The sequence below is a fragment of the Micropruina sp. genome (assembly GCF_047607385.1).
Lineage (GTDB): Bacteria > Actinomycetota > Actinomycetes > Propionibacteriales > Propionibacteriaceae > Micropruina.
Window position 1 is genome coordinate 1 of the sequence record NZ_JASGDE010000085.1, and the last position, 17,760, is coordinate 17,760.

A 17,760-nucleotide genomic window follows, 5' to 3' on the forward strand; every position below is an offset into this window, starting at 1 on the left:
CATCCGCCGGGCGCACCGGGCGCACCGGGTGCACCGGGACCGCCGGGCGCACCCGGGGCGCCGCCACCGAATTGCGCCCCCATCGGAGCCCCCGGAGCCTGGTAGCCGCCCGGGTTCTGGTAACCGCCGGGCGCGCCCGGGGCCTGATAGCCGGGCTGTCCCGCCGGCGGCTGACCGAAGCCCTGCGCGGCGGACGGGTCGTAGCCGCCCTGCGGCGGCTGCCCGTAGCCGGGCTGTCCGGGCACGGAGTAGCCGGGCGGCGGGCCGTACGGGCTCCCGGCCGAGGGAACCTGCGGCGGTTGATCGGGTTGCCCGGGGTCGTTGGGGCGGTTGGTGTCACTCATGCCAAAGCCTTCTGTCCAGGATCGGGGATCACGCCATCGTAAGCGGAAAAAGGTTCACCGCGAGGACGGCTCCACGTCCCGAGCCGAACGACGTCCGGCAAAGCCGGAACGCCTCAGTCTTCGGCGAGGGTGAGTTCCAGCCCGCCGAGGATGTTGGCGGACAGGTTGTACAGGAATGCGGTCAGGGTGCCGATCGCGGTCAGCAACACCACGTTGATCACCGCGATCAGTGCGGCCACGCCGAGCACCTTGTTGGTGTTGACGAAGTCCTCGACCCGCACCTGGGTCTGGTCATTCGGATTCTGCAGCAGCGTCTGCAGCATCACGTTCAGCGCGTCGAACAGACCGGACGCCCCGATCACCGACCACACCACGTAGGTGGCGAACCAGAACATGATGCCGAACGCGATGGAGAACAGGAACGAGGTCTTCATCACCGACCAGGGGTCAATCCGGGACAGCCGCAGTCGCGCCTTGCGGGTGCGGCGGGAGACCGACCGCGGCCCGGCGCTGACCACTGCCGGCCGGGTGGCCTGGGCCGGTGCGGCAGCCGTCCGCTCGGCGTCGGACGCCGACTGCACCCGGGCGGTGGCATCGCCAGGAGCCCACACGTTTCCGGCAACGGACGCGCTGGCTTTGCCCTGCTGGTCGCTCATAGTCCTCCTCGACCCTCGTCAGTCGGCGGGGTTCTGTGGATCGCCGCCGTCCGAATCAACGGCATCCGGCCCAACGGTATCCGACGCAGCCAGCTGGGTCGATTCTTCCCCATCGGCGCTTTCCGGGTAGAGCGCGATCACCGAGACCGAATCGTCGCCGGCCACGTGGACGAATTTCACGCCCATGGTGTCACGCCCCTTCGGCGGCACCTGGCTCACCGAGGAGCGAATGATCTGCCCGGAGGTCTTGATCGCCATGATCTCGTCGTTCTCCTGGACGACCAGCCCGCCGACCAGCGAACCCCGGTCGTCGTTGAGCTTCATCGCCTTGATGCCCAGGCCGCCGCGGCCCTGCTGGCGGTATTCCGACACCGCCGTCCGCTTCGCAAAACCACCGTCGGTGACGGTGAACACGAACCGGTCGTCCTCGGGCATGTCGGCGTCGATCACCGCCATCGACAGCAGCGCGTCGCCGTCGCGGAACTTCATCCCGGTCACCCCGGAGGTGGCCCGGCCCATCGGACGCAGCTGCTCGTCGCTGGCCGCGAACCGGATCGCCTGCCCCTTGCGGGAGATCAGCAGCACGTCGTCGGCCCAGGAGCACAGCTCGGCACCGATCAGCTCGTCGTCGTCATCGCGGAAGTTGACCGCGATCACCCCGGCCTGGCGCGGCGAGTCGTAGGCCAGCAGCGCGGTCTTCTTGACCAGCCCGCGGCGGGTGGCCAGCAGCAGGTACGGCGCGTCGGTGTAGCTGCGCAGGGTCAGCACCTGGGCGATCCGCTCCTCGGGCAGGAAGGACAGCAGCCCGGCCACGTGGCCGCCCTTGGCGTCCCGGCCGGCCTCCGGCAGCTGCCAGACCTTGGCCCGGTAGACCCGGCCCAGGTTGGTGAAGAACAGGATCCAGTGGTGGTTGGTGGTGGCGAACAGATGCTCCACCTCGTCGTCGGCGCGCAGGCTCGCGCCGCGAACCCCCTTGCCGCCCCGCTTCTGGGCGCGGTACTGGTCGGTCCGGGTGCGCTTGGCGTAGCCGCCGTGGGTGATCGTGACCACCATGTCCTCGTCGGGGATCAGGTCCTCGTTGGACAGATCACCGTCGGCGGAGATGATCCGGGTGCGCCGGTCGGTGCCGTACTTCTCGACGATCTCGGCGAGCTCCTCGCCGATGATCTTCCGCTGCCGTTCCGGCTTGTCGAGAATGTCCTGCAGGTCGGCGATCTGCCGCTCCAGTTCGGCCAACCGGTCGACGATCTTCTGCCGCTCCAAGGCGGCCAGCCGGCGCAGCTGCATCTCCAGGATGGCGTTGGCCTGAGCCTCGTCGATGTCCAGCAGCTGCATCAGCCCGGTGCGTGCGGTGTCGGCGTCCGAGCTGGCCCGGATCAGCGCGATCACCTCGTCGAGGGCGTCCAGCGCCTTCACCAGGCCGCGGTAGATGTGCGCCATCTTCTCGGCCTCGGCCAGCCGGAAGGCGGTGCGGCGCCGGATCACCTGCAGCTGATGCTTGATCCAGTGCGACAGGAACTGGTCCAGCCGCAGCGTCCGGGGGACGTCGTCGACCAGGGCCAGCATGTTGCAGCCGAAGGTGTCCTGCAGCTGGGTGTGCTTGTACAGGTTGTTCATCACCACCCGCGGCTGGGCGTCCCGCTTCAGCACGATCACCAGCCGCTGGCCGGTGCGGGCCGAGGAGTCGTCGCGGATGTCGGCGATGCCGGTCAGCCTGCCGGAGTTGACCAGTTCGGCGATCTTGGTGGCCAGGTTGTCCGGGTTGCACATGTAGGGCAGCTCGGTGATCACCAGCAGGGTCCGCCCGGACTTGTCCTCTTCGATGTCGATGACTGCCCGCATCACCACCGAGCCACGGCCGGTGCGGTAGGCGTCCTCGATGCCCTTGCGGCCGACGATCAGCGCGCCGAGCGGGAAGTCGGGGCCCTTGATCCGTTCGATCGCGGCCTCGAGCAGCTCCTCCTTGGTGGCGTCGGGATGCTCCAGCGACCAGTGCACGGCGTCGGCCACCTCGCGCAGGTTGTGCGGCGGGATGTTGGTGGCCATGCCGACCGCGATGCCGGAGGAGCCGTTGACCAGCAGGTTCGGGAACCGGGCCGGCAGCACCACCGGTTCGGTGTCGCGGTTGTCGTAGTTGGGCTTGAAGTCGACGGTGTCCTCGGTGATGTCGCGGACCATCTCCATGGCCAGCGGCGCCATCTTGCACTCGGTGTACCGCATCGCGGCGGCCGGGTCGTTGCCGGGCGAACCGAAGTTGCCCTGGCCGGCGACCAGCGGCGCCCGCATCACCCAGGGCTGGGCCAGCCGGACCAGGGTGTCGTAGATCGCGCTGTCCCCGTGCGGGTGGTACAGGCCCATCACCTCGCCGACCACCCGGGAGCACTTGTTCCAGCCCCGGTCGGGCCGGTAGCCGCCGTCGTACATGGCGTAGAGCACCCGGCGGTGCACCGGTTTGAGGCCGTCGCGGACGTCGGGCAGTGCGCGTCCGACGATCACGCTCATCGCGTAGTCGAGGTAGGAGCGCTGGATCTCGACGTTCAGGTCGATCTCGTCGGTGCGGGCCTGGGTCGGCTCGGTGCCGGCGTCGTCGTTGCCCTCGACCGGCTCGTCCGGGACGTCGCCGGTGGGATCGTTGTCGATGGGACCGTCAGTCATCGGTCAGTCTCCATTCGTTGGTGTCTACCGCCGGTTGAGCTTGTCGAAACCACGTGCAGCAGGTCTCGACAAGCTCGACCAACGAGGGATCAGATGTCGAGGAAGCGCACGTCTTTGGCGTTGCGCTGGATGAAGTGCCGGCGGGGTTCGACCTCTTCGCCCATCAGGATCGAGAACATGTTGTCCGCGGTGGCGGCGTCCTCGAGGGTGACCTGCAGCAGCGAACGCTTGCCCGGATCCATGGTGGTGTCCCACAGGTCGTCGGCGTTCATCTCGCCCAGGCCCTTGTAGCGCTGGATCGGGTTGTTGTTCGGCGCCGGCAGCTTCTTGCCCGCCGCGAACCCGGCATCGCGCAGCGAGTCGCGCTCGGCGTCGCTGTAGGCCAGCTCGTGCGGCGCGTTGGTCCAGCGCAGCCGGTACAGCGGCGGCTGCGCCAGGTACACGTAGCCGTGGTCGATCAGCGGCTTCATGAACCGGAACAGCAAGGTGAGCAGCAGGGTGCGGATGTGCGCGCCGTCGACGTCGGCGTCGGCCATCAGCACGATCTTGTGGTAGCGCAGCTTGTTGACGTCGAAGTCGTCCTGGACGCCGGTGCCGAGGACGTTGATGATCGCCTCGACCTCCTTGTTCTGCAGGATCTTGTCCAGCCGGGCCTTCTCGACGTTCAGGATCTTGCCGCGGATCGGCAGGATCGCCTGGATCCGCGGGTCGCGTCCACCCTTGGCGGAGCCGCCGGCGGAGTCGCCCTCGACGATGAACACCTCGCACTCGGACGGCTCGGTGGACTGGCAGTCGGACAGCTTGCCGTACTGGCCGGTCTTGAGCAGGCCCTTGCGGCTCCGGGCGATGTCGCGGGCCTTGCGCGCCGCGATCCGGGCGGACGCCGCCGCCTGCGCCTTGCGGACGATGTCGCGTCCCTCGGCCGGGTTCTTCTCGAACCAGTCGCCGAGCAGGTCGTTGGTGACCCGCTGGACGAACGAGCGGGCCTCGGTGTTGCCGAGCTTGGTTTTGGTCTGCCCCTCGAACTGCGGCTCACCGAGCTTGATGCTGATGATCGCGGTGAGGCCCTCGCGGATGTCGTCGCCGGAGACCCGGTCCTCGCGCTTCTTGATCAGACCCCACTGCTCACCCCATTTGTTGACCGTGTTGGTCAGCGCGGCCCGGAAACCCTCTTCGTGGGTGCCGCCCTCGTGGGTGTTGATGGTGTTGGCGAAGGTGTGGACGCTCTCGTTGAACGACGAGTTCCACTGCATCGCCACTTCCAGGCTGAGCTGCTGATCGTCGTTGTTGGCGTCGATCGCGATCACCGACGGGTGGATGGTCTCCTTCGTCCCGGTGAGGAATTTGACGAAGTCGATCAGGCCGTCGTCGTAGCGGAAGACGTCGCGGTGCGGCTCCTCGTCCTCTTCGGTGCGGCGATCGGAGCGCTCGTCGATCAGCGTGATCGACAGCCCCTTGTTCAGGAAGGCCATCTCACGGAACCGGGTGGCCAGCGTCTCGTAGCTGTAGGTGGTGGTCTCGAAGATCTCCGAGCTGGCGTAGAAGGTGACCGTGGTGCCGGTCTCGTCGGACGGCTCCAGCCGCTCCAGCGGACCGTCCGGGTCACCCAGGGTGAAGCTCTGCTGCCAGTGGTAGCCGTCCCGGCGGACGTCGACGGTCAGCGAGCTGGACAGCGCGTTCACCACCGAGGCGCCCACGCCGTGCAGGCCGCCGGACACCTTGTAGCCGCCGGCCCCGAATTTGCCGCCGGCGTGCAGCACGGTGAGCGCCACCGTGACCGCTGGGATCTTCTCCTTGGGGTGCAGATCCACCGGGAAGCCGCGGCCGTTGTCGATCACCTGGACGCCGCCGTCGTCGAGCAGCCGGACGATGATGGTGTCGCAGTAGCCGGCCAGCGCCTCGTCGACGGAGTTGTCGACGATCTCCTGCACCAGGTGGTGCAGGCCGCGCTCACCGGTGGAACCGATGTACATGCCGGGCCGCTTGCGGACCGCCTCCAGTCCTTCCAGGACGGTGATCGCGCTGGCGTCGTAATTGCCGGCCTCGACGGCATGCGCCGCCGCGCCGACCGGTCGCCCACCGGTCGTCGGTTCGCTCACTTGGTACCCCTCGCTGTTCGGGCTCACTCACGCCGACACCGCACACAACCCGCTGCCGGGGAAACCGTGGTGAACTTCCGGACGTGGGCGGGGTGGTGGCGGCGTCGCAACCCGTCCATTCTACCGTGCCGGACCTCGGACCCCAATCCTGGAGCGTGTTTTCGAATCGATGGCTGGTCAGGAGGCCCCAGAACGGCCCTCTGAGCCGCTTTCCCCCCGTCCATAGCCCCCCATACTCCCGGGCACCCTGCGCGGTTCAGAGCAGCGGAAGGCCACCGAACCGGCGCGGCCTAGACTGCTGCGGTGATCCCGCAGCCCGAGCCGGTCGTCGACGGTGGCGACCCGGTGCGCCGTTCGGTGCCCGCGCTGTGGATCGTGCTGGCCGCGATCGTGCTGCTGCTGGGCGGCAGCTGGCTGGCCGGCGGTTTCCAGCCGGCCACCGGACGGCTGGCCCGCCTGCCGGCGGACACCGAGGTCGACCTGGGCCCGATCTCGGTCTCGATGACCAGCGCGTTGGCCCGGGAGAACCTGACGAACAGCTGGTCGGTGTACGTCTTCGGACGGTGCCGCAACAACGGCGACGAGCCGCTGGTCTCCAGCCGCGACCGGCTGGTCCGCAACGCGTTCTCCATGCAGCATCCGGTCGATCGGGCGGTGACCGGCGACGGTTCGCTGTTCTTCGGCCCCGGCGAGACGCTGGGCAACTCGACCGTGCTCAATCCCGGGACGCCGATGGTGCCCTGCACGCTGGTGTTCACCCCGGACGCGTTCCCGGACACCGACACCATCTCGGTCGGCGCCTCGGTGCTCGAATGGATCGACGCCAGCCCCACCGGTGAGGGCGAGATGGTCTGGTCGGCGGGCCGCACCGGCTACCGCTTCGAGCTCCCGGTGGTCACCGAGCGCGCCGCGCGTTGATCAGGACGCCGGAGTGAGCACCGGGTAGGCGGTGGTGCCGCGATGGCCGAGCACCGGGTGGCCCAGCCCGGCCAGGGTTCCCGCGGCGTCCGCCGGGATCAGGTAGATCTGCTCGCCGCGCGGCACGCCCTCGCCCGGTGTGCCGCCGCAGCCCTGCGGCAGGGCGCGGCTGCCGGAGTAGTCCAGGCTGCCGACCGGGTTCCAGCGGCGTCCGTCGGCGGCCAGCAGCACCAGGCCGCAGTGACTGCCCTGCGGCGGCGGCTGGTAGTCGATCACCGCGATCACCCACAGCGCGCCGGCCGGTGCCGGCTGATCGCCGCGGTCGGTGGTCAGCATCGGCGTCACGGTGAGCGAGGCCAGCCGCATCGGCATCCCGCCCTCGGGCAGCGGGTCGGCCATCGCCCCGGGTTCGGTCTGCCGCCAGTGCGCGGCGCCGCGGGCGTTCAGGTAGGACGTCCAGGCCACCACGCCGGCCAGTACCGCCAGCACGGCGATCGCCGCCACCAGCCACTGCCGGGACCGCTCGGCGAGCGGCCCGCGGATCATCGGTTCACCTCGGCACGGCCCCGGCTTGCCCGGACGGTGGCGTACCGGTTCTGCTCCAGCAGCGCCGCGGCGTCCGCTGCGGAGATGCCCAGGTCCACCTCGATCGCCGGGTCGTAGGCGTAGATCGGGGCCCGGTCGAGGAAGCGGACGGTGAACCCGGCCAGGTCGTCCGGACTGAGCTCGAAGACCACGTCCTGGGTGATCCGGAAGCCGGGCTCGGGCAGCCACAGCGGCTGCCGGGCGGCGAAGCTGCGCTGGTTCGCCGCGCCGCTCACCTGCCAGCTGGAGCTCTTCTGCCGCCCGTCGGTGGCGATGGTGACGTTCACCGCCAGGAACACCACCGGGCTGCGGCCGACGAACACGGAGTCCTCGTAGAGCAGCTGGCCGATGGTCGAGGAGTTCACCGTGACGGTGGAGTCATGGAGCCGTCCCGGCTTGCCCAGATCGGTCCGAGTGACCTGTTCGTGCGGGAACTCGCCGGTGAAGCCGTGCAGCAGCACCATCGCCAGGCAGGCCAGCACCGCGACCAGGCCGTGCGTCCAGCGCCGGCTCATCGGTGTGGCCCTTCGGCCCGGTCCGCGAACAGCACCAGGCAGGCGTGGAAGGCGGCAGCCAGCAGCACCCAGCGCAACGGTTCCCCGACCGCGGTGACCAGCAGGTCGATCGGCGGCCCGGCCACCGACCAGAAGGTGGCCGGATGCCCGCCGAGCACCCAGAACAGCCAGCGCCGCAGCCACTCCTCGCCGGTGACCAGGACGCCGTAGCAGAGCACGAAGGCGGCGAAGAAGCTGGCCCCCACCGCGGTGACCAGCCGCAGCGACTGCCAGGTGGGCAGGTATTTGTCGTTCAGGTCGCCGAAGAACGCCTGCTGCACCTCCAGGGCCAGCCGGCGTTCCCGGTCGCCCACCTGCACCTCGGTGCGGCGGGCCCGGACCGCCACCGGCTGGCCGCGGCGCCACAGGTCGGCCGCCGAGATCACCTGGCTGCCGAAGACCAGCGCCGCCAGCGCCAGCCACAGCATCGGCTCCACCACCATGGCGCTGATGCCGGGCCAGGCGGTGTCCCACCACCACGAGCCCACCGCGTCCAGCAGGGCGGAGAGGTCGACGCCCAGGCCGGCGGACAGCTGCTGCAGCCCCCATCCCGGGTAGTCCAGCCAGACCCGGAAGGTCCGCTCGTCCACCCAGTGCCGGACGCTGACCAGCAGTTGGCGTCCGCTCAGCACCACCATCAACATGAAGAAGCCCTCGACCAGCGCGGCCAGCAGCCCGAGCGGACGAAACCCGGTCCGTTCGAACCACCACTCGATCAATCGCCGGACGACGTACAGCCCGACGATCAGCGCCGCGATCAGCCAGACGCTGTTGCCGCTGCCCTGCGGGTTGAGCTGGGCCAGCACCGGGCGTTCGAAGGTCAGCCCGCCGAACACGTAGTAGTCCACCTGGATGTCGTTGGCCGCCTCGGTCACCACGTCGAAGACCGCATAGATGCCCAGGAACGGCAGCAGGGTGATGGACAGCAGGTGCGCGATCGAGGAGTCCCGCGGATCGTCGTCCGGCAACGGCACCGACTGCCGGATCCGCAACTCCTCGCCGGCGATCCGCAACCCGAGGATGATCGCCGACAACTTCACCACGAAACCCAGCGACAGCATCACCAGGGACAGCCAGGCGCTGACGTCGACCACCATCGCGGCCAGCTGGGCGAACACCCGGTAGCCGAACCAGCCCAGCACCACGACGGTGAGCAGCCGCGGCAGCGTCCGCCACCACACGGTCGCGGTGGCGGTGACCAGGTGATTCAACGAACCCAGCAGGGAGCGGACGGCCTCCATCGCGGTGATCCTAACCGGCCGGCGGGTTGGCCCCGGCGTACCACTCAGCCGTAGGTGTCCCGCGGGCCGCGGCCGTCCCGGACGCTGCGCCGGCCGTGCTTCCAGCTCGGGGCGTCCGGGCCCTTCACCACGATCCGGGTCACCGTGCCGTCGCCGAGCTGATCGTTCAGCCGGGCCACCACGGTGGGTGCCAGCATCCGCAGGTTGGTGGCCCAGGCGGTGGAATCGGTGCGCACCGTGAGCACGGTGTTGTCGAAGCCCTCCGGGGTGGAGTGCTCGGCGTTGACCGGCCCGACCAGATCCGCCCAGCGGCCCAGCAGGTGATGCAGGCTGACCTGGGTGGACCAGCCGCGGCTGGCGATCAACTCGTCCATCGCCTCGCCGAGCGGCTGCGGATCGCCGGCGTTGCGCTTCGGCTGCCGGGACGGTTTGGCCTGGGCGGGCTTCTTGCGGGACGGCGGCGTCGCCGGCAGGCCCTGGGCGTTGCGGGCGATCAGCCGGGCCAGTTCGATCCCGGACGGGTCGTGCTCAGCCATCGCCGGCCTCGCTCACCTCGCCGCCGCCGACGGTGAACCGGCGTCCACCCAGCGCGGACGGGACGTCCTCGGCCACCGCGGCGGTGATCAGCACCTGTTCGGCGTCCGCGATCATCCCGGCCAGCCGTTCCCGGCGCAGCTGGTCGAGTTCGGCGAAGACGTCGTCCAGGATCAGCACCGGCTGCACCGCATCGGCCCGGAGCAGGTCGAAGGACGCCAGCTTGAGCGCCAGCGCGAACGACCAGGACTCGCCGTGCGACGCGTAGCCCTTGGCCGGCAGCTCGCCCAGGCCGAGCACGATGTCGTCGCGGTGCGGGCCGACCAGGCAGACGCCGCGGGCGATCTCGTCGGAACGGCGCTCACCCATGGCCAGGATCAGCCGGGCCTGCAGTTCCTCCACCGAGTTCTCGGGGGTGGGCGCGATGCTGCTGCGATAGTCGAGCCGGGCCTCGTTGTTCGCCGGCGCGATCGCCGCGTAGGCCCGCGCGACGTGCGGGGTCAGGTCGGTCAGGGTGCGCACCCGGGCGTGCACCAGTTCGGCGCCGAAACCGGCCAGCGACTCGTCCCACACCTCCAGGGTCGCGGCGGCGCCGTCCGGGATCGCCCGGGAGCGGCCGGACAGCGATTTGAGCAGGGTGGAACGTTGTTTCAGCACCCGGTCGTAGTCGGCCCGGACGCCGGCCAGCCGCGGCCAGCGAGTGGTGATCAGCTCGTCGATGAACCGCCGCCGCTCGCTCGGATCGCCCTTGACCAGGGCCAGGTCCTCCGGGGAGAACACCACGGTGCGCAGCGCGCCGAGCAGATCGCGCGGACGCCGCAACGGCCCCCGGTTCAGGCTGGCCCGGTTCTGCCGTCCCGGGATCAGCTCGATCTCCAGCACCAGCTGCCGGGTGTCGTCCAGGCCGGCCTGCACCCGGGCCCGGACGATCGCCCGCTCGGCACCGTGCCGGATCAGCGGCACCTCGGAGGAGACCCGGTGCGAGCCCAGGGAGGCCAGATAGTCGACCGCCTCGATCAGGTTCGTCTTGCCCTGCCCGTTGGCGCCGGTGAACGTGGTCACCCCCGGCGTCAGGCTCAGCTCGACGCTCGGGTAGGACCGGAAGTCCGCGAGCGAGAGATGGGTGACGAACACGCCGTCACCTTACGGCAGCGGTCGGCGGCCTAGTGTTTGCCGTCCTCGGCCTTGACCGGATGCCCGCCGAACTGGTTGCGCATCGCGGCGACCATCTTCATCGAGGGGGAATCGTCCTGCTGCGAGGTGAACCGGGCGAACAGCGCGGCCGCCATGGTCGGCACCGGGACGCCCAGGTCGACCGCAGCGTTCACCGTCCAGCGGCCCTCGCCGGAGTCCGCGGCGTAGCCCTCGATCCGTTCCAGGTGCGGATCGTCGTCCAGCGCCCGGACCATCAGGTCGAGCAGCCAGGACCGGATCACCGTCCCCTCGCGCCAGGAGTTGAACACGGCCGGGACGTTGGTCACCGAGCCGGCCGCCTCAAGCAGCTCCCAGCCCTCGGCGTAGGCCTGCATCAGCCCGTACTCGATGCCGTTGTGCACCATCTTCGCGAAATGCCCGGCACCCACCTCGCCGGCGTGCACGAAGCCGAAATCGCCGGACGGCTTCAGCGCGTCGAAGACCGGCTGGGCCCGGGCGACGTCCGCCTCGGCCCCGCCGACCATCAGCGCGTAGCCGTTCTGCAGCCCCCACACGCCGCCGGAGACACCGCAGTCGAGGAAGTGAATCCCCTTGCCGGAGAGCTGTTCCGCATGCCGGGCGTCGGCCGTCCATTTGGTGTTGCCGCCGTCGATGACCAGATCGCCCTCGCTCAGCAGCTCGGCCAGTTCGCCGATCACCTGGTCGACCACCTGGATCGGCAGCATCACCCAGACCAGCCGGGGAGCCGCCAGCCGCTGCACCAGGTCGGCCAGCGACCCGGTGTCGCTGACCTCGGGGTTGCGGTCGTAGCCGATCACCGTGTGCCCGGCGCGCCGCAGCCGCTCGCGCATGTTGTTGCCCATCTTGCCCAGGCCGACGAGTCCGAGTTCCATCGCTGTCCTTCCGGGTCGGGCCGACGGCGTCAGGCCGGCAGCCGCATCAGCATGATCACGTGCCGGTAGTCCGTCTTCGGCTCGCCGTCGAGCTCGTCCAGCGCCGTGATCAGGCACGGCTTGCCGGGCGCGGTGAACGCGAAGTGCACGTAGGGGGCGTCCAGCGCGGCCAGCGCGTCGGACAGGTAGTGCGGGTTGAAGCCCGCGGCCGTCATCGCCAGGCCGCTGCCGGTCTCGTCGCCGACCACGGCCTCCAATGCCTCGACGGCCTGCGCCTGGTCGCCGGTGGCGGCCTCCAGGGTGATGCTCTGGTCGCCGATCAGCATCCGCAGCGAGGTGTTCCGCTCGGCCACCAGCGCCACCCGCTTGACCGCGGCGATCACCTCGGCGGTGTTGGCCCGCACGGTGACCGCCGCCTGCACGTTCATCAGGTGCCGCACCTTCGGGAACTCCCCGTCCAGCAACCGGGTGGTGATCTCCCGGACGCCGGCCGCGCCGTCGCCCTCGAAACCGATCAGCCCGTCCCCGGTGCTGCCGCTGGCCAGGCTGAGGGTGACCACCTCGCCGGAGGTCATCGACTTGGCGGTCTCGCCGAGCACCCGGGCCGGCACCAGCGCCGCGGCGTCGCTGTGCGAACCGCCGGGATTCCACGGAATCTCCTTCAGCGCCATCCGGTACCGGTCGGTGGCCAGCAGCGACAAGGTGTCGCCCTCGATCTCCATCCGGACGCCGGTGAACACCGGCAGCAGCTCGTCGCGTCCGGCGGCCACCACGACCTGCCCGACGGCGCGGGAGAAATCGTCGCTGTTCACCGTGCCGGTGGCCTCCGGCATGGTGGGCAACGCCGGGTAGTCGTCCACCGGCAAGGTCTGCAGGGTGAACCGGGCGCTGCCGCAGACCAGTTCCATCCGGGTGGCGTCGGCGGTGATGTCGACCGGCTTGTTCGGCAGCGAGCGGGCGATGTCGGCCAGCAGCCGTCCGGACACCAGGGCCACGCCGTCATCGGTCACCGTGGCCGGCACCGTGATCCGGGCAGAGGTCTCATAGTCGAAACCCGACATCACCACCTCGCGGCCGGACGCCTTGACCAGCAGACCGGCAAGGATCGGCACACTCGGCCTGGTGGGCAGACTGCGGGCCGTCCAGGCGACGGCTTCGGCCAGGACATCACGATCGAGGCGGATCTTCACGAGGCTCCCTTGCTCAATACTCCGGCTTGCTCAGTACTCCGGACGACGATCATATCCGCGTGCGCTGCCGCGGTGGTCCTCCACACGATGGGGACCGGGTTACTTTGAGTGTCATTCGACGTAGTTCAATTCTTCGTAGTCATCACTGCTGGGGATTCTGTGGACAACCAGCGAAGGCCCTAGCCAGCTGCGTGTCGCTGGCCTTGGATCGTTGTGCACAACCGAAAATCACATGGGTAGTAGTTGCGGACGGGCCGAACGGCGTCCGCGGTTGTCCACAGCTGTGGGAGTCATCCACAGGCGCTGTCCACGGTCGCGAACGACAAGAAACGATGTGATTCGGGGCCCGGGTGCCGGGTTCGGTGCGCGTTCCGGGGCCCGCCCGGGACGCGGTCAGCGCTCGACGGCGCGCTGCTTGATCCGGTTGGTCAGCTCGGTGACCTGGTTGAAGATCTTGCGGTCCTCGGTGATCAGGTGCCGGATCTTCTTGTTGGCGTGCATCACGGTGGTGTGATCGCGGCCGCCGAACGACTGGCCGATCTTGGGCAGCGACAGGTCGGTCAGCTCCCGGCACAGGTACATCGCCATCTGCCGGGCGATCACCACACCCTGGACGCGGCTGGCGCCGCACAGGTCGTCGGTGCTGATCGAGAAGTAGCCGGCGGTCTCGGACTGGATCAGGTTCGCCGTGATCGGGGTGTCGTCGCCGTGCGGGATCAGGTCGCGCAACACCACCTCGGCCAGCGGCAGGTCGACCTCCTGGCGATTCAGGCTGGCGAACGCGGTGACCCGGATCAGCGCGCCCTCGAGCTCGCGGATGTTGGTCGGGATCTTGCTGGCGATGAACTCCAGGACGTCCGGGCCGGCGGTGAGCCGCTCGGCGGCCGCCTTCTTGCGCAGGATGGCGATCCGGGTCTCCAGGTCGGGCGGCTGGATGTCGGTCATCAGTCCCCATTCGAAGCGGCTGCGCAGCCGGGGCTCCAGCGCCTCCAGCGATTTCGGCGGACGGTCGGAGGTGATCACGATCTGCTTCTGCGCGGTGTGCAGGGTGTTGAAGGTGTGGAAGAACTCTTCCTGGGTCTGGATCTTGGACTCCAGGAACTGGATGTCGTCGATCAGCAGCACGTCCACGTCGCGGTAGGTGCGCCGGAAGTCGGCCGTCCGGTTGTCGCTGATGGCGTTGATGAAGTCGTTGGTCAGCTCTTCGGTGGAGACGTACTTGACCCGCCGGTTGGAGTGGTAGCTGCGCACGTAGTGGCCCAGGGCGTGCAGCAGGTGGGTCTTGCCCAGTCCGGACTCGCCGTAGATCATCAGCGGGTTGTAGGCCTTGCCGGGGGCCTCGGCGACGGCCACCGCGGCGGCGTGCGCGAACCGGTTGGAGCTGCCGATCACGAACGACTCGAAGGTGTACTTCGGGTTCAGCCGGCCGCCGAGCCGTTCGTCGTGCTGGACGCGTTCGGCCGGGTCGGTGTCGGCCGGCTCGTCCGGAAGCGACGGGGCCTCCTCTGTCTCGGCCTCGCCCGAACCCGGCAGGATCACCGTCGCGATGCCGACCGGACGTCCGAAATACGTAGTCAACTGGTCTTCGACCCAGGTACGCAGGCGGGATTCGATGCGCGTCCGGGTGAACTCGTTGGGCACGCTGATGATGAACGTGCTGTCGTGCATGGTGGTGGCCCGGGTGCTCCGCAACCAGGCGCGGGACGGCGGGTCGGCCTCGGAGCAGACGAAGAGCCAGGCGTCCTCCAGATCTCCCGGGTCGTCGGGAGTGACCATCTGGGTCGTGGGCACCTGGGCTGCTCCCTTCCCTGGAACGTGCTGGATAGACCGCGTTGTCCACACAAGTTATCCACAGGATGTGAACAAGGGGGCGGCCCGAGGGAACGGACGCCGAGCCACAAGGTCAACGGAGCGAAACGCTAGTCCGGTGACGGGTCATCTGCAAACCGATTCCCGGAAAATTCCACTCTCGTCGGCGTGTCGGCTCGACGCCGTCGCAGGGGCCCCGGTTTGCCCCGGATTGCCGCCCACACGTAAACTTGGCAGGTCGCCGCCAGCGACCCCTATGCGTGCGCCCGACGTGGGCGCATCGGTCCCAGCCCGACAAACACCGCACGACAAGCAACAGCACGACAGCAACCAGCGAACACTGAACGGGGAGCACTTCCGTGAGCAAGCGCACTTTCCAGCCGAGCAACCGGCGTCGCAGCCGCACCCATGGCTTCCGCCTCCGGATGCGGACCCGCGCCGGCCGCGCCATCATTTCGGCCCGCCGCAGCCGGGGCCGCGCCCGTCTCGCCGGCTGATCGACGCCTGACGAGCCGTCGGGTGCTGGCCAGGGCCGCGCGGCTTCGAACCGCCGAGGAGTTCCGCACCACCATGCGCCGGGGCGTCCGTTGTGGGCGTCCCTCCCTCGTGCTGCACATGCTGCGAACCGACAACCCGCCGTCGCGGGCCGGTTTCGTGGTGTCCAAGGCGGTCGGCAACGCGGTCACCCGCAATCGGGTGAAGCGCCAATTGCGTCACCTGGTCGCCGCCCGGCTGGCTCACGTCCCGTTCGAACTGGACGTGGTCGTCCGGGCGCTGCCGCATACCGGCGGCGTGGCCGCCGATCTCGATTCGGCGTGGACGGCCGCCACCGAGCGACTGGCTTCGTCATGAAGACCGTGCTGATCGTGCTGCTGAAGGCCTACCGCGCCGTGATCAGCCCGCTGTACGGACCGGTCTGCAAGTACTACCCGTCCTGCTCGGCCTACGCGCTCGAAGCGGTCACCGTCCACGGCGCGTTGCGCGGCAGCGGGCTGGCGCTGCGCCGGCTCGGGCACTGCCATCCGTGGTCGCTGGGCGGCTACGACCCGGTACCCGGCACCGAGGCCGCGCGGGCCTGGGCCGCCGAACAGGCTCAGACCTCTCCATCTCAACCTCGAGGAGCAATGTGATCCCACCGATTCCGCAGATCGTGCCGATGGACCTGTGGGGTGATTTCCTCGGTGCGCTGAACACCATGATGCAGCCGCTGTACCTGGCGGTGTCCTGGATCATGTCCAGCTTCCACGCCCTCTACGCGAGCTTCCTGGGCAGCGACGGCTGGTCCTGGGCGCTGGCGATCATCTCGTTGACCGTGGTGATCCGCAGCCTGCTGATCCCGCTGTTCGTCCGGCAGATCCGCTCGTCGCGGAACATGCAGCTGCTGCAGCCGCAGCTGAAGGTGCTGCAGGACAAGTACGGCCACGACCGGGAGCGGCTCGGCCAGGAGACGATGAAGCTCTACAAGGAGGAGGGCGTCAACCCGATGGCCTCCTGCCTGCCGCTGCTGCTGCAGATGCCGATCTTCATCGCGCTCTACCAGGTGCTGTGGAACGCGTCCCAGGGTCACTCGATCGGCGTGCTCAGCGTGGAGCAGTCCGAGTCGCTGCGGAACGCCACCATCTTCGGCGCCAAGCTGTCCGGCATCTTCTGGCCGCTGACCGACGGCTTCGGGGCCACCCAGATCCTGTGCGCCGTGCTGGTGATCAGCATGACGGTGGTGCTGTTCATCACCCAGCTGCAGCTGATGCGCAAGAACATGCCGCCGGAGGCGCTGACCGGCCAGTTCGCCCAGCAGCAGAAGATCATGCTCTACGTCTTCCCGTTCATGTACCTGTTCATGGGCGTGAACATCCCGGTCGGCGTGCTGCTCTACTGGCTGATCTCCAACACCTGGACGATGGCGCAGCAGTACATCCTGATCCACAACAACCCGGCCCCGAACACCCCCGCCTACGTGGACTGGGAGGAGCGGATGCGGGCCAAGGGCAAGGACCCCGAGGAGCTGGCCCGGCAGAAGGCCGGCAAGCGGAAGCGTCCGGCGGCCACCCAGCAGGCGACCGATCCCAGCACCGTGACCCGGCAGGGCAAGGGCGGCGGCAAGGCGTCCGGTGACCAGGCGACGGGCACGACGCCGCAGTCGAGCGTGCAGCGGCAGCAGGTGCAGCGCCAGCAGCCGCAGCGGTCCAGCCGGGCCGCCCGCAAGCAGGGACCGCCCACCAAGCCCAAGACCAACCCCGGCCAGGCCTGACCAGGCGCACAGGAGAACCAACGATGAGTGACGTGGAAACCGAGATCGACGCTGTCGAAAGCACCGACGTCGTCGACAACCCAGTGGAAGGCACTGCCGAGGACGGCTCGGAGGCGGCCGAGGAGCCGGCCCGGTCGAAGCGCGAGCAGGCACTGGTCAACGAGGGCGAGATCGCCGCGGACTACCTGGAGGAACTGCTCGACATCGCCGACCTGGACGGCGACATCGACACTTTCAACGAGGGTGGACGCGCTCATGTGTCGATCGTGACCGACGCCGACGTCCTGGTCGGACGCGACGGCGAGGTGCTCGAGGCCCTGCAGGAGCTGGCCCGGCTCGCGGTGATGACCGAGACAGGTCACCGGTCCCGGCTGATGCTGGACGTGGCCGGCCATCGCGAGCGGCGCCGCAAGGAGCTGGAAGTGCTCGCCAAAGATGCCATCGCCGAGGTCGTCGAGACCGGCGAGGCGGTCCGGCTCGCCCCGATGAACCCGTTCGAGCGCAAGATCGTGCACGACGTGGTGGCCGCCGCCGGCCTGTTCAGCGAGTCCGAGGGTGAGGAGCCACGCCGCCGCGTGGTCGTGCTGGCCAAGAGCTGAATCACACCGAGCAACGGCCGGGGGATGGACTCCCCCGGCCGTTTCGCATTCCCGCCCGGGTCTCAAGGTCGCCGTGAACCGCCGGGGACGGTTCTCGACGGTCGGGGACGGTTCTGGACGGTTGGTTTTCGAACGGTTGGGGACGGTTCTCGCGTTGTTCAGGGTGCTGTCCCGGGTCGTCCGGCCCGTTCTCGGATCGTTCGGGAGCCCTGCTTGGGTGTTTCGGGGTGGATCTTGTGGCGGTGTTGAGGTTGTTGGGATGGCGGGTTGAGGTTGGCCG

At 69.0% G+C, this 17,760-nt stretch carries 16 protein-coding genes and 2 pseudogenes; 6 read left to right on the plus strand and 12 right to left on the minus strand.

Annotated elements, in window-relative coordinates; all coding sequences use genetic code 11:
- The 4 genes and pseudogenes from QM582_RS07690 to gyrB form a co-directional block, all read right to left on the minus strand.
- Positions 1 to 344: pseudogene (locus QM582_RS07690) on the minus strand (PrsW family intramembrane metalloprotease); the annotation flags it as partial.
- A 113-nt stretch (positions 345 to 457) separates the two neighbouring features.
- Positions 458 to 1,000, minus strand: coding sequence for a DUF3566 domain-containing protein (locus tag QM582_RS07695; protein WP_415083220.1), 543 nt, complete (start codon positions 998 to 1,000; stop codon positions 458 to 460).
- A gap of 18 nt (positions 1,001 to 1,018) precedes the next feature.
- On the minus strand, positions 1,019 to 3,655 hold the full coding sequence (gene gyrA / locus QM582_RS07700) for a DNA gyrase subunit A (protein WP_415083222.1): 2,637 nt from the start codon (positions 3,653 to 3,655) through the stop codon (positions 1,019 to 1,021).
- A gap of 89 nt (positions 3,656 to 3,744) precedes the next feature.
- Positions 3,745 to 5,694: pseudogene (gyrB, locus tag QM582_RS07705) on the minus strand (DNA topoisomerase (ATP-hydrolyzing) subunit B); the annotation flags it as partial.
- Between the two features lie 363 nt (positions 5,695 to 6,057).
- Between gyrB and QM582_RS07710 the strand changes: the two are divergent.
- Entirely contained in the window at positions 6,058 to 6,672 is a 615-nt protein-coding gene (locus tag QM582_RS07710; RefSeq protein ID WP_415083224.1) for a hypothetical protein, read from the plus strand.
- On the opposite strand, the gene QM582_RS07715 is transcribed toward QM582_RS07710, so the two are convergent.
- From QM582_RS07715 to dnaA, 8 genes are all read right to left on the minus strand, one after another.
- Positions 6,673 to 7,218: a hypothetical protein gene (locus tag QM582_RS07715; RefSeq protein WP_415083226.1), complete on the minus strand. Its 546-nt coding sequence runs from the start codon at positions 7,216 to 7,218 to the stop codon at positions 6,673 to 6,675.
- Positions 7,215 to 7,772 (minus strand): hypothetical protein, encoded by a 558-nt coding sequence (locus tag QM582_RS07720; protein ID WP_415083228.1) that lies wholly within the window; start codon positions 7,770 to 7,772, stop codon positions 7,215 to 7,217. The genes QM582_RS07715 and QM582_RS07720 overlap by 4 nt, the downstream gene beginning before the upstream one ends.
- Complete coding sequence (locus tag QM582_RS07725) at positions 7,769 to 9,052, minus strand: hypothetical protein (protein WP_415083229.1); 1,284 nt, start codon at positions 9,050 to 9,052, stop codon at positions 7,769 to 7,771. Before QM582_RS07725 ends, QM582_RS07720 begins: the two co-directional genes overlap by 4 nt.
- 44 nt (positions 9,053 to 9,096) lie before the next feature.
- Positions 9,097 to 9,588: a DUF721 domain-containing protein gene (locus QM582_RS07730; protein ID WP_415083231.1), complete on the minus strand. Its 492-nt coding sequence runs from the start codon at positions 9,586 to 9,588 to the stop codon at positions 9,097 to 9,099.
- Positions 9,581 to 10,720, minus strand: coding sequence for a DNA replication/repair protein RecF (gene recF / locus QM582_RS07735; protein ID WP_415083232.1), 1,140 nt, complete (start codon positions 10,718 to 10,720; stop codon positions 9,581 to 9,583). Before recF ends, QM582_RS07730 begins: the two co-directional genes overlap by 8 nt.
- Positions 10,721 to 10,749: 29 nt before the next feature.
- Positions 10,750 to 11,634 carry a phosphogluconate dehydrogenase (NAD(+)-dependent, decarboxylating) gene (gene gnd / locus QM582_RS07740; RefSeq protein WP_415083234.1) on the minus strand — a complete coding sequence of 295 codons (885 nt, stop codon included), beginning with the start codon at positions 11,632 to 11,634 and terminating at the stop codon, positions 10,750 to 10,752.
- A 29-nt stretch (positions 11,635 to 11,663) separates the two neighbouring features.
- Complete coding sequence (gene dnaN, locus QM582_RS07745) at positions 11,664 to 12,824, minus strand: DNA polymerase III subunit beta (RefSeq protein WP_415083236.1); 1,161 nt, start codon at positions 12,822 to 12,824, stop codon at positions 11,664 to 11,666.
- Positions 12,825 to 13,217: 393 nt separating this feature from the next.
- Positions 13,218 to 14,600 (minus strand): chromosomal replication initiator protein DnaA, encoded by a 1,383-nt coding sequence (gene dnaA / locus QM582_RS07750; RefSeq protein ID WP_415083243.1) that lies wholly within the window; start codon positions 14,598 to 14,600, stop codon positions 13,218 to 13,220.
- 392 nt (positions 14,601 to 14,992) lie between these two features.
- Here dnaA and rpmH point away from each other — a divergent pair, with 392 nt between their 5' ends.
- Genes rpmH through QM582_RS07775 form a run of 5 tightly spaced genes read left to right on the plus strand, consistent with a single transcriptional unit; the run spans position 14,993 to position 17,480 of the window.
- Positions 14,993 to 15,130 carry a 50S ribosomal protein L34 gene (rpmH, locus tag QM582_RS07755; protein ID WP_105186735.1) on the plus strand — a complete coding sequence of 46 codons (138 nt, stop codon included), beginning with the start codon at positions 14,993 to 14,995 and terminating at the stop codon, positions 15,128 to 15,130.
- A gap of 22 nt (positions 15,131 to 15,152) precedes the next feature.
- A complete protein-coding gene (rnpA, locus tag QM582_RS07760) occupies positions 15,153 to 15,485 on the plus strand; it encodes a ribonuclease P protein component (RefSeq protein ID WP_415083238.1) in 333 nt (110 codons plus the stop codon).
- Positions 15,482 to 15,763 (plus strand): membrane protein insertion efficiency factor YidD, encoded by a 282-nt coding sequence (yidD, locus tag QM582_RS07765; RefSeq protein ID WP_415083240.1) that lies wholly within the window; start codon positions 15,482 to 15,484, stop codon positions 15,761 to 15,763. Before rnpA ends, yidD begins: the two co-directional genes overlap by 4 nt.
- Positions 15,764 to 15,789: 26 nt before the next feature.
- Positions 15,790 to 16,881: a membrane protein insertase YidC gene (gene yidC / locus QM582_RS07770; RefSeq protein WP_415083244.1), complete on the plus strand. Its 1,092-nt coding sequence runs from the start codon at positions 15,790 to 15,792 to the stop codon at positions 16,879 to 16,881.
- Between the two features lie 23 nt (positions 16,882 to 16,904).
- Positions 16,905 to 17,480, plus strand: coding sequence for a protein jag (locus QM582_RS07775; RefSeq protein ID WP_415083242.1), 576 nt, complete (start codon positions 16,905 to 16,907; stop codon positions 17,478 to 17,480).
- Positions 17,481 to 17,760 lie beyond the last annotated feature (280 nt).

Coding starts and splice junctions, on each gene's coding strand:
- QM582_RS07695 (WP_415083220.1), bottom strand. CDS start 1,000: ATGAGCGACCAGCAGGGCAAAGCCAGCGCGTCCGTTGCCGGAAACGTG.
- QM582_RS07730 (WP_415083231.1), bottom strand. CDS start 9,588: ATGGCTGAGCACGACCCGTCCGGGATCGAACTGGCCCGGCTGATCGCC.
- yidD (WP_415083240.1), top strand. CDS start 15,482: ATGAAGACCGTGCTGATCGTGCTGCTGAAGGCCTACCGCGCCGTGATC.
- yidC (WP_415083244.1), top strand. CDS start 15,790: ATGGACCTGTGGGGTGATTTCCTCGGTGCGCTGAACACCATGATGCAG.
- gyrA (WP_415083222.1), bottom strand. CDS start 3,655: ATGACTGACGGTCCCATCGACAACGATCCCACCGGCGACGTCCCGGAC.
- QM582_RS07720 (WP_415083228.1), bottom strand. CDS start 7,772: ATGAGCCGGCGCTGGACGCACGGCCTGGTCGCGGTGCTGGCCTGCCTG.
- QM582_RS07715 (WP_415083226.1), bottom strand. CDS start 7,218: ATGATCCGCGGGCCGCTCGCCGAGCGGTCCCGGCAGTGGCTGGTGGCG.
- QM582_RS07775 (WP_415083242.1), top strand. CDS start 16,905: ATGAGTGACGTGGAAACCGAGATCGACGCTGTCGAAAGCACCGACGTC.
- QM582_RS07725 (WP_415083229.1), bottom strand. CDS start 9,052: ATGGAGGCCGTCCGCTCCCTGCTGGGTTCGTTGAATCACCTGGTCACC.
- dnaA (WP_415083243.1), bottom strand. CDS start 14,600: ATGGTCACTCCCGACGACCCGGGAGATCTGGAGGACGCCTGGCTCTTC.
- gnd (WP_415083234.1), bottom strand. CDS start 11,634: ATGGAACTCGGACTCGTCGGCCTGGGCAAGATGGGCAACAACATGCGC.